Genomic DNA, 15657 nt, shown 5'->3' on the forward strand with positions numbered 1-15657 from the left:
TTGACCCCCTATCTGCATTAACAAATTCAGTATAACGCGAAATTAACTAATAGTAACATAAAGCGCTTATTCTGACTACTACCTCTAATCTAAAACTAATCAGAATAACGTGTGATCAGTAAGAATTTTTAATTGTAAAGTAGCATTTAACCACTTTTTTCAAACGTACATTAACTACTTTTAACTGGCTTTTTAACTAGCGGTCGTAAGTTTAAAACGACAACACCTGCAATCACTAACAAAAAGCCAGCCAACTTAATTAAGGTCACTGATTCATGAAGAAACACAACGCCAATAATGGCAGTTAAGGCCGTCCCGCCGCCGGACCAAATTGCATAACCAGTGCTTAAGGCAATTTTTTCCAAGGCTAGCGATAAACTATAAAGTGAAATAAAATAAGCTACGATGCCAAGGACAGAAGGCACCAATACTGTAAATCCCTGTGCATATTTCATCATGGCCGTTCCAAAGATTTCGCCAAAAATAGAAACAACTAAAGCCAAATAAGAGCGCACTTAAATCACCCCTTTTTATAAATTAAGAAGTATGGCACCAGCAATAATTAAAAGAACACCGATAATTTTATTGCGTGTTACTGCTTCTTTGTAAAGAACAACGCCTAATACTGAAGTAAACAGTGTGCCAATGCCGGCCCATAACGCGTAAGCCACACCCAATTGCAATTGCTCTAGCGCAACTGATAACAAGAAAAAGGTTATCCCGTAACCAACAATAACTATTAGAGTTGGCCCTAACCGTTTAAAACCATCCGTCATTTTCAAAAGTGAGCTACTCACAATCTCAGCCAAAATGGCAACGGCCAAATAACCGTATGCTAAAAGCATTAAGCCACCTCCCAACATAAATTTGGCTCACTCATCGTTTGGTCAATAAATTTACCCAATGTCTGGTATACCACAAAATAATCCCAATACTCAAGCTTGTCACCACTAAACTTAATGATCATAATAGTGATACAAAACAAAAAGGAATGACACAATATAATGCAAATTAATTTTCGAATTGCCCAACAAAAAGATCTCCCTTTTATTGTACAAACTTACAATCAAACAATTCCTGGACGCCAGGCCACCGCAGATGTTGAACCCGTTACCGTGGAAGAACGGCAAACTTGGTTTGATAGCTACAATGAGCGGCGACCAATTTGGCTAATAGAAAGTAATTCTCAACCTGCTGGCTGGATTGCACTTGAGGATTTTTATGGTCGTCCGGCTTACCGACACACAGTTGAACTAAGCCTTTACATTGCCGATGGGTTTCGCGGCCAGCACTTAGGCCAAAAATCCCTAGAATTTGTGGAAGGCCAATGTCCCGCATTAAAGATTAACACGATTGTTACTTTCATTTTTGGGCACAACAAACCAAGTTTGAGCCTTTTTAAGAAAAACGGTTTCGTTACTTGGGGGCACTTACCGCGCGTTGCTGAGATGGATAAGATTGAGCGCGATTTGGATATTCTTGGCAAACGAATTTACTAGTCACTAAAATGGCGACCTAAAAACTATTCATTGTACGCGTTCTGTAACAAAATTAGTTTTAAACGTGCTACAAATTACACATCTTCATAGATAATCGCGGACTACTAATCATTAAATTGAATTATTTTAAAGAAATAAGTTATAATTAGATCGTAAGTTAGATGAATTCGATCCAGAAAGTGAGGTTTTCATGATGCTACAAGAATATCAAAATATCTTGGTTCCAGTCGATGGTTCAACTGAGGCCGAGTTGGCCCTCGACAAGGCAGTCGCCGTTGCTCAACGAAATAACGCACACTTGGATCTTTTAAATGTGCTTGATACTAAACAGTACAGCTATAACTACGCTGGGCTTGTTGACGGTGATGTTATTTACAGAATGTCAGAGGACGCACAAAATTATTTAAAGAAATTAACTGACAAGATTAGCACCGACCAGCACTTTGATGACATTGATATTCACGTTCGTTTTGGTAATCCTAAAAATGTTATTTCAAAGGATTTTCCGGAAGAACACCATAATGATCTCATTATGATTGGTGCTACAGGCCTCAATGCAGTCGAACGAATGCTGGTGGGCTCAGTAACTGAGTACGTTAATCGCAATGCACTGACTGACGTTTTAGTCGTTAAAACGAAGCTAGATAATGTCACTGCACTCGAAAAGTAATAAATAAAGGCGGCTGAAATCTGAAAGTAATACTCAGATTCCAGACGCCTTTTTGCCGCACATTAATTAATGCGACCTAATCACCGTTGAACTAGTTAATTATTTTATCAATTGGATTTACCCCACAAAAATTTTAATAGTGCTTGATCAACTACCGGATTATCTTCGTGTAATCGACTGTGTTCCGCCTGTGGCCCCGTAACTCGTTTTGTTTGGTAGCTGGCCGCACGTGCTTTAATGAGGTGTGCTAGCGACGTTGCAGAGACCACGGTCACTACTTTGTCCGAGTGACTACCATCTTTTAGATCGCCATAGATATTAAGTACTTTAGTTTGTTTAGGAAAATGATTAGCCAAGCGCTCTAAACGTAGGTACTCCGGGTGGATAATTAATGGCTGGCCACCTTCTAGAAAATGATTAACGTTTGGGCGATCAGTCCAAGTCGTGCCATCACGTGGGTGAAATTTTTCAGTATGCCCAACAATCCCATCGAAGGGTCCAGCAATCGTCACCAACTTTTTTAACCGCGGCACATCCGCCTGATTACCATGATTCATGGCGTAATAAGTTGCGGCGTAAGCGCCCATCGAATGCCCAACAATATTAACCGTCTTAATCCCGTAACGTTTTTTTAGTTGCTGCATTAAAATGGTCAACCATTTTTCGTATTGTACTTCCCCAGCACGATTCCCCGTAAAAATAACCTGAATCAGAGGATTTTTCCGCCGATTTGACCAATAGCCACTGTAGCTAAACTGCCCACTAGGACTTACCGTAACGGTCAGACGCTTACGACCGACGTGGGCGCTTTCAATCGCGGCAATCATTTGGTTACTGGAATAGGCACTACCACGCCAACCGTGAACAAAAACGGTTGGTGTCGTTGTGTAATTATAAATAGAACGTGTTTGTTGGCGCTGCTGTACGTAGCCGAAAACCCCTAAAATAACCAATAAACTCCCAATTAACGAAATACCCCAAAGCCATTTTTGTTTCATTATCCTCCATCAATTCCTTAAATAGAATGTGGCACCAAAAATAACCGTCGTCCAAGTGCCTTAACTCTTCGACCAACAAACATCAAAGCAATTGGTATTATGATACCAGCAAAACTTAGGATCAACCACCCATTAATATCCCGAATTATTCATACGAGGTTTAATATCGGCATACCGCACAATTTTGGACCAATTCTCGTGCTGCTATGGCGTAGTCAAACCAAGATGTACTGTTTTTGCTAAAGGCTACCAAATTATGGGGCTGGATAAATTTTTGATCCTCAATTTTGAGCATACTTGCCCCTTGGCCGAACCGACTTTTTTTGATTTTTTGCACCAGTTTAGCCCCACTGTAGCGCTTGGATTCGAGCTAACAGTTGATAAAACAAATCCTGATAGACGTGGTGGCGGCTTAATTTTAGATAAAGTTGCCGGCCGCTGGTCACCAGCTTACCCGCTACTTTAAACAGCCATAAGCGCAAGGTTGTAACCTGTAATCGCTGATGTTGTACAGGCAACAATTGGCGCATCAAGCTGACTAAATTATAAGCGAGGACACTGAGCATCATGCGGGCATAATTTGGTATAAATTGCGAGCTAGTCATTTTATCCAGGTAAAAGCCAGCCTTGGCTTCCTTGATATAGTTTTCCATTTGACCCCGTTGGTGATAGGCGTGAAATGCATCTTCGGCGACAAAACTCGTTAAATTGGACACGAGGTATTCATGTTGAAATAACAATTCACCAGCTGGTCGAGTTGATTTAATATAGATCTGGCGCGGCTTAGACCATGATCGGGCTTGATAAGACGCGCGATAATAATGGACCTCGGTCTCAGTCCAATTCTGCTCATCACTGATCTGAACAAAACGTTCAGCCAGTTGGTTCAGCCGCCGATTGGCTTTCAGGCGGATCAAGTAAAAAGTGTCGTTGGCTTCACAAGTTTCGTATAATTCTGGAGTCGCAAAGCCACTATCCCCGCGGACCAAGATATCAGCGTTCGGTTTGACTTGATGATAGTGCTGTAGTAGTGGTGTGATAAAGGGGGCAATATCCGTACTGGTATAAACATTACCTGGGCGCAATTGAGCCTTTAAACAGTGGCCCGTTTGCCCGTCAAAAGCGACCAGCGGATGGTAACCCGTGGTACCGTAATGCGCATTAAAGGCCGTTTTTTCCTGATGACCATGAGTATCGGCGTGAGTCGAGTCAATATCGAGGATCAGCTGTTGTTGCTTGGCGCCAGTCCACGCTTGGTCAAGCAATGCTTGATTCAACGTTTGTAATGAGGTGATGGTCTGCTCGTCACAGCGTTGCCAAAAACGGGATAATGACGGTTGTGAGGCCAATTGCGGTTGTGCCAATAGTAATTTAAATGTGGGGTCATTGCGCAAACTGGTGGCAGCTAGATCGGCCGGGTAACCGGCGATCAACTGCAGCACGACCTGTTCTAGTAGACTAACGTTGCTGTAACGAGCGTAATGGCGCTGGTCATCAAAATGGACTAATTGATACGCTAAGGTCGTGAAATTGAGTTGCGCCATTAATTCTTTGACCAACACTAGCCCAGCATCAGTGGAAAGTTCACCACCAGTGTGCGAAATATGTAATTTAGGATTGAAATTAACTCGTTTTCCCGGTAAAGTTGCCATGAGAAGGACCTCTTTCTTTGGGTGGATAGCTGACTTGTGGTGAATCAACTATACCAAATCGGAGGTTCTTTTTCTGCACTAAAAAGGTGAAAAATAAAAAACACAGTACCGCCCATGATACCGGGGTGACACTGTACTTGGAGAACTTATGGTGAATAATTCAGGAATATGAATTTGTTCTAAAATTGCGAAAACCAATTTGTGGGCGTACATAATAGTTAGCGTATGGCGGCCAATTAAAAGAAACAGATGCAATGCTGGTGTATATTGCAGCCAGTAAGCAAACATGAAGATCAATAAACAAAAGACTAACGGCACAGCAATCGTTAACCATTTTTCAGTAATTGTGTGTGACTTTAAATAGAATTTAAAATCAAAAATTCCTTGTTGCTGGGCAATGATAAGCCCGCTGGCAAGAGTTGCAACCCCAATTAACAAGGGCCGATTGCTAATCCTTCGCTTAAGCAGTCGAAAACCACGATAACCAACGTAAGTGTAAAGCAAGGCGCATAACGCAACGTCGGCATCACCTGGTAAAGGAAAGCCAAAAACTGCCTGCGCATTTTTATAGGTTACACCAATTACAAAAATGATTATTACAAGCAACCATTGCTGCCAACCAGTTTTAATAAACGAAATAATCGCCACCGCGGCTGCAACTGCTAGTAAGTAAACTGTCATGTACCAAAAAGCACTCAGCGTCCCATTCAGTAACGTACCACCATAAAATAGATCACCAATTGCTTGTAAGAAATTATTGACTGACATTTGTTCCATTACAGCATTAATAAGTGTTAATACAAAACCCACGAATAGGTATTGCAGGTATAAGGGCAATAACTTCTCTTTCAAGAAGTTTAAATAATCTTTTTTAGCAACTGGTTTTAAAAAGAAGCCAGCCATAACGAAAAATAACGGCATGTGCCACCAGTACAAAACCTTAAAGAAAGTACCGTGAACTGGCGCAGCGTGACCGATGACTACTGCGATGATTCCTAATGCCTTTGCGATATCAATCCAATCAATCCTTCGCCGCATAATCCATCTCCTTCACCGTTTGACTTCTACTTTTAAGCCTAAACGGGAAATGTGAAGATAAAGTGGTTAAACTTTTGGTGTTTTCCGAAAATGTTGCTGTAAAATGCGACAGTTTCATTTCAAGCGCGCCAAATAACGCGCTTAATTTAATTTTACGTCACATTTAATCGTCTATTTTAAACAAATACTAACTTGTCTTTCGTTATCAATTGAGCAACTAAAACGCCATACACTACAGATTAGTATGTTTAAACATAGCTTGCTAAAATATGACTAAATTATTTCAGAAAAGGTATTGACGTTGTCCAAATTTACGTGTAAAGTGAGAAACATTAAATATAAATGATAAAAGCACATAACAATTTAATCGGAATTAGCAAGCGTGTTTATCAACAGAAAATACCACCGCTGAGAAGGTATTAGGCCACTTGCAAAAAGGATAGATTGGTGTTACTTCTTGGCTTCAAGAAGTAGGTGTGGTCCGCCTTAACGGCTACGTTTATTGGTGTAGCGTCTGCTGCGTCCGGAATCAATAAACGAACTGAGGCTATTGTTGTGAAACAGTAGCGAAATTTAGGTGGTAACACGTGAAAACGTCCTACAGAGTATTTGCTCTGCAGGGCGTTTTTTATTTTTATCATTAATATCACATTTATTTTTAATTAAAACTGAAAGGATGATTTTTTATGAAATATACAATTATCCTGAATTATTCACCATAAGTTCTCCAAGTACAGTGTCACCCCGGTATCATGGGCGGTACTGTGTTTTTTATTTTTCACCTTTTTAGTGCAGAAAAAGAACCTCCGATTTGGTATAGTTGATTCACCACAAGTCAGCTATCCACCCAAAGAAAGAGGTCCTTCTCATGGCAACTTTACCGGGAAAACGAGTTAATTTCAATCCTAAATTACATATTTCGCACACTGGTGGTGAACTTTCCACTGATGCTGGGCTAGTGTTGGTCAAAGAATTAATGGCGCAACTCAATTTCACGACCTTAGCGTATCAATTAGTCCATTTTGATGACCAGCGCCATTACGCTCGTTACAGCAACGTTAGTCTACTAGAACAGGTCGTGCTGCAGTTGATCGCCGGTTACCCGGCCGATCTAGCTGCCACCAGTTTGCGCAATGACCCCACATTTAAATTACTATTGGCACAACCGCAATTGGCCTCACAACCGTCATTATCCCGTTTTTGGCAACGCTGTGACGAGCAGACCATCACCTCATTACAAACGTTGAATCAAGCATTGCTTGACCAAGCGTGGACTGGCGCCAAGCAACAACAGCTGATCCCCGATATTGACTCGACTCACGCCGATACTCATGGTCATCAGGAAAAAACGGCCTTTAATGCGCATTACGGTACCACGGGTTACCATCCGCTGGTCGCTTTTGACGGGCAAACGGGCCACTGTTTAAAGGCTCAATTGCGCCCAGGTAATGTTTATACCAGTACGGATATTGCCCCCTTTATCACACCACTACTACAGCACTATCATCAAGTCAAACCGAACGCTGATATCTTGGTCCGCGGGGATAGTGGCTTTGCGACTCCAGAATTATACGAAACTTGTGAAGCCAACGACACTTTTTACTTGATCCGCCTGAAAGCCAATCGGCGGCTGAACCAACTGGCTGAACGTTTTGTTCAGATCAGTGATGAGCAGAATTGGACTGAGACCGAGGTCCATTATTATCGCGCGTCTTATCAAGCCCGATCATGGTCTAAGCCGCGCCAGATCTATATTAAATCAACTCGACCAGCTGGTGAATTGTTATTTCAACATGAATACCTCGTGTCCAATTTAACGAGTTTTGTCGCCGAAGATGCATTTCACGCCTATCACCAACGGGGTCAAATGGAAAACTATATCAAGGAAGCCAAGGCTGGCTTTTACCTGGATAAAATGACTAGCTCGCAATTTATACCAAATTATGCCCGCATGATGCTCAGTGTCCTCGCTTATAATTTAGTCAGCTTGATGCGCCAATTGTTGCCTGTACAACATCAGCGATTACAGGTTACAACCTTGCGCTTATGGCTGTTTAAAGTAGCGGGTAAGCTGGTGACCAGCGGCCGGCAACTTTATCTAAAATTAAGCCGCCACCACGTCTATCAGGATTTGTTTTATCAACTGTTAGCTCGAATCCAAGCGCTACAGTGGGGCTAAACTGGTGCAAAAAATCAAAAAAAGTCGGTTCGGCCAAGGGGCAAGTATGCTCAAAATTGAGGATCAAAAATTTATCCAGCCCCATAATTTGGTAGCCTTTAGCAAAAACAGTACATCTTGGTTTGACTACGCCATAGCAGCACGAGAATTGGTCCAAAATTGTGCGGTATGCCGATATTAAACCTCGTATGAATAATTCGGGAATTATTGGTGCAGGCGCTATGGGGTATCGTTATGGTGTTTTATTACAAGAAAACGCTGGGGTTGATGTTGATTTTATCGATACTTGGCAACCGAATGTTGAAAAAGTTCGCGAGCAAGGCGGCGTAACAGTTTCCCGGAATCATCAAAATCGACATATTGTCCCAATTAACATTTATTACCCTGAAGAATATCAAGGCAAACCTGATGTTTGGATCGTTTTCATGAAACAAATGCAGCTTGCTGACATGTTAAAACGTTGTGCCCCTCTATTTAACGATCACCAAATCGTCTTTTCCGCGATGAACGGTATGGGCCATATCGATAAATTACGCAACTACTTTAATGATGATCAAATCATTGGTGGTACCGCTATGATTGCGACTGTCCTTAACGGGCCAGCTGATGTTGACTTCATGGGTGAGTCTGGCGCCGGTGAAATGCATATGGCTAACTACACTGAAGAAATCAACGATAACATCAAAGCCGTCGAAAAGGATTTCAAAGCGGCCAATCTAAATCCGATCATTACAACAAACTTTATGGGAACATTAATGTCGAAAGTGGTTTTCAACGCTGTCGTCAACACACTTTGCACGATGTTTGAACTTACAATGGGCCAATTCATCGAATATCCTGGTGCTAAGGAAATGTCCACCCAATTGATGAACGAATCTTATGATGCTTGTGAGCGCGCTGGAATTCAAATGATTGAAACCCGGCAACAAGAAATTGAATCCGTAGATTACGTTAGTCGTGTTAGTAACCCACTGCATTACCCGTCTATGTACCAGGACTTTTCTAAAGGACGGCCAACAGAAGTGGATTACATCAATGGTTATATTGCCAAAATAGGCCGTGAACATGATTATATTTGCCGAACACATGAATTTATCACCCACGAAGTACATTTGGCCGAAATGATGCGTAAATATAAACAGGCACCTGCTAAGCAGATGGCCACTGAGGAAAATAGTATCGCTTAAAACAATTAACTTACTTTTGTAGCAATAAATAAACTAAAAAACACAATCTAAGCCCGCTCACTGAACAAATCAGTCGTGTTGGACCTAAATTGTGCTTTTTTATTGGTATAAATAGTTTGCAATTAATTTATCAACATCTGGATTTTCGTGCAGCATACTATGAAAAGTATGCAAAATATTACCGTGAATGGTCCGTGCCTGATAACTAGCCACGTATGGCTCAACTAACTTACCCATCGCTAAATCATCGGCCACCGAAACGGCACCATCTGAGTGGTAATGATCAATTTCACCAGCAATATTCAAAATCTTTAAATTGGCGGGCAACTGTTTAGCCTGTTGTTTCCGATTAGGATAGGTTGTCGCGATACTAACAAATTTTTCCGGTGTTGGTAAATCTGGCCGCCCGTTGGTAGCGGTTAGATAATCAAAAATGATATTACCACCACTAGAATGACCAACTAAATTAATTTTTTGAATATGGTAATCACGTTTTAGTGTTTGCATAACAGCCACTAACTGTTTGGCCTCTTTTTTGGGTTCGGCGTCAGCACTAAAGAGAATTTTAATCGTTGGATTATCCTTTAGCGGTGCCAGCTTATGAACCTTGATCTTTCCCTTTTTACTGACATTTACCGTTAGCGCGTGCTGTGCAATGTCGTAATGATTTAAACGGTGGATCATTCCCGTAAAAGAATAACGCCCATGTAAACCCGGCACAAAAATAGTGGCCGTTTGTTCTTGTTTAACTGAAACACCCTTTAAGACCTGTGCCCGTTGGTTGAAATAAACGTTCCAGCTTAACACACCAACAAAAATAACCGCCAAAACGCTGACAATAGCCTTACTAATCTTACGCATTTTTACCCACCAGATCTCCTTTAAACACAACTACCTCAACGCTTTTTATTAGTTGAATTACTGCGTAACGCTATCCAAGCATTCGTTGCCAAACCCATTGCAAAACCTAATATTAGTCCAAGTAACAGCATAATCCAAAAAATCATCCCTACAACTTGATCCTCATACCAAATTTCACCAAAGATTCCTAAAATTCCACCAATAACAAGGCCAAACAGCATTCGACTTAAATAAAGTAACCAGATTGCCTGCTTGGTTTGATTATCAATTTCGCGATAATAAGCCTGCCACTGATTGTAGCGCTCGTCGACAACTAATGGATTATCTGGACTATGTCGGGTAAAAACCTTTTTTGCCTGCTCCAGCGCAGCCTGCTCGGTCATCTGTTTCTTTTCCACACAATCCTGAACATAATCAGTCATGTAGCCAGCCAGCTCCTCCGCCTCTTCCAAGTGCGCTTGTGGTGCAATCCGCAAACCGCCAATTTGGTGATGGTGTCGGTTAATTTCAACGTTAGCCCGCTCGCCCATTCGCTCAAAATAGGTAGGCTCATCAGCGGTTAATGGTAATTTGGTGCACACTTTCGCGTATTTTTGAATTTGCGCCTGTATTTGTTTACTGACAGTCAATTTAGTTCACATCCTACTAAACGTTTTATGATTTTTATGATTAACTTCCCTTAATCTGGTAAAAGTTAGCGCGCCAAAAATCTGGTCCACGTGCCACGAGTGTTTGAAAAAGTGGTCAGATTTTACTCTACAATTGGGGATTATTACTGGCCTCGCTGACGCTGTCGATCGGACTAAGTTCACCTCGATCACCACAGGAAACTGCTTTTTCAAGCACAACTTCAGCTAATCCAAAATCGGCCTTTGTTCCACTCCCTAACTAATTTAGTGGAAACGTGTTTGGTAGCCAAGCATCTTTTAAACACGCCTGTATTAGCGCCCATTAACTCAAAAGGAGCGCATCAAGTAACCAATTTTCAGAAATTTTCTTGACAAAATAAAATACACCGGTAAACTGGGTGAAGTGATCTAAATAGTAATAGCTACTTTTTAGATCACTTTACTGACAACATCTAATTTTCAGTATAACAATCTTAGTGTACACTTGAAATAATTTTGAGTGAAGCCGCAATATTACTAAATCCAAATAACATTATTTAAAGTATGCTTGCTATTTTACGCTAAAACATGTTTGAAAATTGAATCTCTGGCTAAGTTTACGCCAGTACAGTCAGTAATACTTAGAATTCAAATTTTTTAATACTTCCTATACTAACACTTGATTTTCCGGAGGCTCTTATTCAAATGAAGAAACGAAATTTAGGCTTATTATTTTTAATAACGGTACTTTTCTTAGCCGGCTGTCAGGCAACGCAGCCAGTTAAACAAAAGGGGATCACTGTGATTAGCTCGCTTGATTTTTATGGTGAAATTGCAAAGGCAGTCCTTGGCAACCATGGTCACGTACAATCAATCATTACAAACCCAGCAATTTGATCCCCATGACTTTGAACCGACAACACAAACAGCTAAAGACGTTGCTAAGGGCCAAATCATTCTATCAAATGGTCTTGGCTATGATAGCTGGATGCAAAAGCTCGTTGAGGCCAACAATCAGAAAGGAGTGACCGATCTCCGTGTTGGCGAGGATATCATGAAAAAACAAGACGGCGATAATGAACATCTCTGGTATAATAAAAAAACGGTGCCCAAATTGGCTAATCGTCTAGCCGCTTTATACGCCAAACGTGATCCAAAGCATAAAGCGGCTTACCATAAGAATGCCCAACGTTACATAAAATCATTAGCAACGCTTGATAATAAAATCACGACAATCCGCCAACACAGTAACGGTGAAAAAGTAGATGTTAGCGAGCCAGTGTTTGATTATGCATTAGCCGAAACTGGCTACAAGGTTAATAATACTCATTTTGCCAAATCAGTAGAGGATGGCACGGATCCTTCACCAGCGGATATAAAGGCCATGCAGGCAGACATTAAAGGCCATAAGATTGCATTTTTTGTTGAAAACACGCAAGCCAACGACAAAATTATTAATAATCTTATTAAGTTAGCTAAAGATAATAACGTCCCCATTTTAAAAGTCACTGAGACTTTGCCTAAGGGACTGACCTATAAAGAATGGATGCTAAAGCAGTACAATCAACTTGAAACTATTCAAAAGGGGCTAAACAATGACCGATCCAATTCTACGCGTAAATAACTTAAAAGTAGCTTTTCCCAATCACCGTGTTTTTGAAAATTTAAACTTTAGTCTTCATAAAGGTGAATTTCTAAGTGTTGTTGGTGAAAATGGTGTTGGTAAAACGACTTTAATTCGAACAATTCTACAACAACTAAAGCCTGCCGCAGGTAACGTGCAGTTCTTTCCTAATCGCAAAGCAGTCACGTTTGGTTATGTTCCGCAGTTTCGCAACATTGATGAGGAATACCCCTTATCAATTCGCGATTTCATCAGCCTTAATTTAAGTGGCATTAAGTTGCCGTGGTTATCCCGTAAGGAACGGCAGCAAGTTGACCAGATTATTGCACAAACTAATCTCCAAAGAATCCAGAATCGGCCATTAGGAATGGCCTCTGGCGGTGAAAAGCAAAAGGCCTATCTTGCTCAAGCCTTAGTTGAACAACCTAATCTGTTAATCTTGGATGAATCAACGGCTAGTTTAGATAACGTTATGAAATATGAATTGTTGGACCTGGTTAAACATTTCAACCAAGTAACGCAACTAAGTGTTATCTTTGTTACCCATGATTTACCATTAGCACAAAAATACGCGGATAATTTTTTACTTTTACGGCCGACTAGTTTTAAGTACGGTCCGATTGGTGAATTAAGTGAGGCTGATGTCAAGGAGGTCAGTGATGTTTAGTTTAGAGTTTATGCGCAATGCCTTTGTCGCCAGCACCTTTATCGCAATCATTAGCGGCATTATTGGCGTCTTCGTCAGTGCACGAAATATGTCTTTTTTAACCCATACTTTATCCGAAATTGGTTTTTCCGGTGCAGCATTTGGTGTCTTCATGAGCTGGCCACCGCTAAATGGTATGCTTTTATTTACCATGGTTAGTTCGGTCATTGTAGGCCAACTAAGTGTTAAACAAGCCCGCCGTGAAGCATCAATTAGCGCGATTTCGAGTCTTTTCTTAGGTCTTGGTATTTTATTTCTTTCCTTATCCAATAAAAATGCTAGCTATGCCACCAATATTTTATTCGGCAGTATCATTGGTATCAATCACACAAACGTGATTCAAGTAATCGAGTTGTCAGCCTTAGTCTTAATTATTATTGCCTTTGTTTACCGCGATTTAAAGTTTGATTCTTTTGACGCAATTGGCGCTCAGGTTAAGGGACTTTGGACCAACGCTTTATCAATTATTTTCCTAGTCCTACTAGCACTTTCTGTCAGTGTTGCTGCCCAAATCGTCGGCTCACTTCTAATCTTTGTTTTATTAACCTTACCAGCTGCCAGTGCAAAATACTTTGTGCACACGGTTAGTGGAATGATGGTTGTCGCTATCCTAATGGCTCTGGTCGGCGTTTGGGGCGGTCTTTGCCTCGGTTACATTACCAACTGGCCAGTAAGTTTCTTCATTGCTTCGATTGAATGCTTGTTTTATTTTGCGGCTCTGAGTTATAATCGTTTGCGCCAGTAAATGGTTGGCAAGGCCAGAGATGTTTGGAAAAGCGCCCAGGCTCCTTACCTCAGAATTTAAGCGCTAGTCAGTCCACTTTAACTTGGAGGCAATAAGATGTCGAAACGGCGGGAAATTTGGTTAATCGTTTTATTGGGAACTTTGAGCGCTTTTGGACCCTTGTCCATGGATATGTACTTGCCATCGTTACCCGAATTACAGCAACAATTGCACACTACAACGTCATTAACCCAGTTATCAATCACTACTTGTTTAATCGGTTTAGCCATTGGGCAGATTTTTATCGGTCCTTACAGTGACAAGGTTGGCCGTAAAAAACCAACTTTAATGGGCCTCATTTTTTTCACGTTGGCCTCACTCTTGGCCAGTCTTGCAACTAATATTTGGTGGCTAATCATTCTACGTTTTATTCAAGGTTTGGCCGGTTCTGCGGGTTTAGTAACCTCACGGGCAATTGCCAGCGATCTTTTTTCCGGAAAAAAGCTGACCAAATTTTACGCACTGCTTATGGCAGTTAACGGTATTTTCCCGGTGATTGCCCCGATTATTGGCGGTTTTGTTTTAACGTTCACCAATTGGCGTGGTATTTTTTACATCTTAACGGCCATTGGGATTGGCCTTTTTTTTCTCGTATTATTTGGCTTGCAAGAAACATTACCCGCACCAACCACTAACGAACGGACTAAAACTGGTCTCGTCTTAAAACAGCTTCTGCACGATAAAATATTCATGGGTTACACGTTAGTTAATGGTCTTGTTTCTGGTGGCCTATTTGCTTATATATCTGGCTCTAGTTTTATGTTACAAAATATTTTTGGCCTTTCATCACAAGGCTTTAGCCTACTCTACGCAGTAAACGGCCTCGGTATCGTCGTAATGTCCCAGCTTGCTGGCAGCTTAGCAACTCGTTATGATGAACGTCACGTACTAAAAGGTGGCGTTTTGGTCGCGTTATTAGGCGCAATTTTATTATTTATAACGCTATTTTTGCCCCATCACTTAAGTTATGTCGTTGCACCATTATTCTTAATCGTCTCGATGGTTGGCATTGTCAGTACAGTTGCGTCATCACTAGCTATGCAACATGAGAAAAAGAATTCCGGTAGCGCCTCGGCCGTATTGGGGCTTAGTCAGAATTTAATTGGTGGCCTACTATCGCCCTTTGTCGGTATCATGGGAAGAGATACTTATTTACCAATGGCGGCCTTAATTCTAATGTGTGAAGTTGCAGCCCTCATGACTTATCAGCTAACCATCGGCAAAACGGACCACCCAACTACTAAATAATCAGAGATTTAGTAATAGCTTCAAACAGTAAAAGGCCGGGACAAAAGTCCTGGCCTCTTATTGTTTCCGATCATTATTCTAGAACGTGCACCAAAACCGACCTTTGTCTCACTCCGCTGGCTACAACACCACTGGCCGCTTAATCTTGCCATCTGGAGAGGCAATCACTAGACCAAAATCACGATCCGTTACGTCACGCTGAACGCGGACACCCATTTGCGCTAAGATCGTGAACGGATAATCCAACGCGACTGCTAGCCGCATATAGCGGTTAATCAACGTTTTCCCCATTCGGCCGTTGAGATATATTCGGTACTGCGGATAACGCGTGAGTACCGTTTTAATAACGGACTCGGCCTTGGGCGTACGTAGTTGACCAACAGTTACCGCCATTGCCACTCGTTCGCGAAAGTTGCCTAGAAAGGCCCGCTTTTCATCTGGCTTTAACTGTGGTGTTCCAAACAAATGTGTTCTAAGGTATTCTTGCATTTCGTTAGCCATTTTTATTCACCTAACCTGTCTCTTACTACTGTTTAAACTTTCGGGTAATTTTCCAACTAAGCGTAGCACGAAAACAAATTTTTAGCACTCAATTAAAACAAC

General features: G+C 41.3%; 15 protein-coding genes and 1 pseudogene. 8 read left to right on the top strand and 8 right to left on the bottom strand.

The window, feature by feature from the left end; translation table 11 throughout:
* Positions 1 to 170: 170 nt before the first annotated feature.
* Together AYR53_RS02215 and AYR53_RS02220 are read right to left on the bottom strand one after the other, a co-directional pair.
* On the bottom strand, positions 171 to 515 hold the full coding sequence (locus AYR53_RS02215; protein ID WP_068226058.1) for a DMT family transporter: 345 nt from the start codon (positions 513 to 515) through the stop codon (positions 171 to 173).
* A 15-nt stretch (positions 516 to 530) separates the two neighbouring features.
* The gene (locus AYR53_RS02220) at positions 531 to 845 is read right to left on the bottom strand and encodes a DMT family transporter (protein WP_068226057.1); all 315 of its coding nucleotides are present in this window, start codon (positions 843 to 845) and stop codon (positions 531 to 533) included.
* Positions 846 to 1004: 159 nt separating this feature from the next.
* Between AYR53_RS02220 and AYR53_RS02225 the strand changes: the two genes are divergently transcribed.
* Both AYR53_RS02225 and AYR53_RS02230 read left to right on the top strand, forming a co-directional pair.
* On the top strand, positions 1005 to 1499 hold the full coding sequence (locus AYR53_RS02225; protein ID WP_068279608.1) for a GNAT family N-acetyltransferase: 495 nt from the start codon (positions 1005 to 1007) through the stop codon (positions 1497 to 1499).
* A 193-nt stretch (positions 1500 to 1692) separates the two neighbouring features.
* Positions 1693 to 2169 carry a universal stress protein gene (locus AYR53_RS02230; protein ID WP_068279605.1) on the top strand — a complete coding sequence of 159 codons (477 nt, stop codon included), beginning with the start codon at positions 1693 to 1695 and terminating at the stop codon, positions 2167 to 2169.
* A gap of 107 nt (positions 2170 to 2276) precedes the next feature.
* On the opposite strand, the gene AYR53_RS02235 is transcribed toward AYR53_RS02230, so the two are convergent.
* The 3 genes from AYR53_RS02235 to AYR53_RS02245 form a co-directional block, all read right to left on the bottom strand.
* A complete protein-coding gene (locus tag AYR53_RS02235) occupies positions 2277 to 3167 on the bottom strand; it encodes an alpha/beta fold hydrolase (protein ID WP_068226053.1) in 891 nt (296 codons plus the stop codon).
* Between the two features lie 341 nt (positions 3168 to 3508).
* A complete protein-coding gene (locus AYR53_RS02240) occupies positions 3509 to 4819 on the bottom strand; it encodes an IS1380 family transposase (protein WP_068279064.1) in 1311 nt (436 codons plus the stop codon).
* Positions 4820 to 4897: 78 nt separating this feature from the next.
* Complete coding sequence (locus tag AYR53_RS02245) at positions 4898 to 5857, bottom strand: acyltransferase family protein (RefSeq protein ID WP_068477231.1); 960 nt, start codon at positions 5855 to 5857, stop codon at positions 4898 to 4900.
* Positions 5858 to 6725: 868 nt separating this feature from the next.
* On the opposite strand from AYR53_RS02245, the gene AYR53_RS02250 reads away from it, so the two are divergent.
* Both AYR53_RS02250 and AYR53_RS02255 read left to right on the top strand, forming a co-directional pair.
* Positions 6726 to 8036: an IS1380 family transposase gene (locus AYR53_RS02250; protein ID WP_068279601.1), complete on the top strand. Its 1311-nt coding sequence runs from the start codon at positions 6726 to 6728 to the stop codon at positions 8034 to 8036.
* A 188-nt stretch (positions 8037 to 8224) separates the two neighbouring features.
* Complete coding sequence (locus AYR53_RS02255) at positions 8225 to 9223, top strand: ketopantoate reductase family protein (protein WP_068281254.1); 999 nt, start codon at positions 8225 to 8227, stop codon at positions 9221 to 9223.
* A gap of 99 nt (positions 9224 to 9322) precedes the next feature.
* On the opposite strand, the gene AYR53_RS02260 is transcribed toward AYR53_RS02255, so the two are convergent.
* Positions 9323 to 10084: an alpha/beta hydrolase gene (locus AYR53_RS02260; RefSeq protein ID WP_068226050.1), complete on the bottom strand. Its 762-nt coding sequence runs from the start codon at positions 10082 to 10084 to the stop codon at positions 9323 to 9325.
* A 35-nt stretch (positions 10085 to 10119) separates the two neighbouring features.
* Positions 10120 to 10713 (bottom strand): hypothetical protein, encoded by a 594-nt coding sequence (locus tag AYR53_RS02265; RefSeq protein ID WP_068226049.1) that lies wholly within the window; start codon positions 10711 to 10713, stop codon positions 10120 to 10122.
* Between the two features lie 684 nt (positions 10714 to 11397).
* On the opposite strand from AYR53_RS02265, the pseudogene AYR53_RS02270 reads away from it, so the two are divergent.
* The 4 genes and pseudogenes from AYR53_RS02270 to AYR53_RS02285 all read left to right on the top strand — a co-directional run bounded on the left by AYR53_RS02270 (position 11398) and on the right by AYR53_RS02285 (position 15054).
* Positions 11398 to 12316 (top strand): annotated as a pseudogene (locus AYR53_RS02270) (metal ABC transporter solute-binding protein).
* Positions 12288 to 12983, top strand: coding sequence for a metal ABC transporter ATP-binding protein (locus AYR53_RS02275; protein WP_068226048.1), 696 nt, complete (start codon positions 12288 to 12290; stop codon positions 12981 to 12983). Before AYR53_RS02270 ends, AYR53_RS02275 begins: the two are co-directional and overlap by 29 nt.
* Entirely contained in the window at positions 12976 to 13767 is a 792-nt protein-coding gene (locus tag AYR53_RS02280; RefSeq protein ID WP_068226047.1) for a metal ABC transporter permease, read from the top strand. The genes AYR53_RS02275 and AYR53_RS02280 overlap by 8 nt, the downstream gene beginning before the upstream one ends.
* 96 nt (positions 13768 to 13863) lie before the next feature.
* On the top strand, positions 13864 to 15054 hold the full coding sequence (locus AYR53_RS02285) for a multidrug effflux MFS transporter (protein WP_068279598.1): 1191 nt from the start codon (positions 13864 to 13866) through the stop codon (positions 15052 to 15054).
* 120 nt (positions 15055 to 15174) lie between these two features.
* On the opposite strand, the gene AYR53_RS02290 is transcribed toward AYR53_RS02285, so the two are convergent.
* Positions 15175 to 15555, bottom strand: coding sequence for a DUF1694 domain-containing protein (locus AYR53_RS02290; protein WP_068226045.1), 381 nt, complete (start codon positions 15553 to 15555; stop codon positions 15175 to 15177).
* Positions 15556 to 15657 lie beyond the last annotated feature (102 nt).

The organism is Loigolactobacillus backii, assembly GCF_001663675.1.
GTDB lineage: Bacteria > Bacillota > Bacilli > Lactobacillales > Lactobacillaceae > Loigolactobacillus > Loigolactobacillus backii.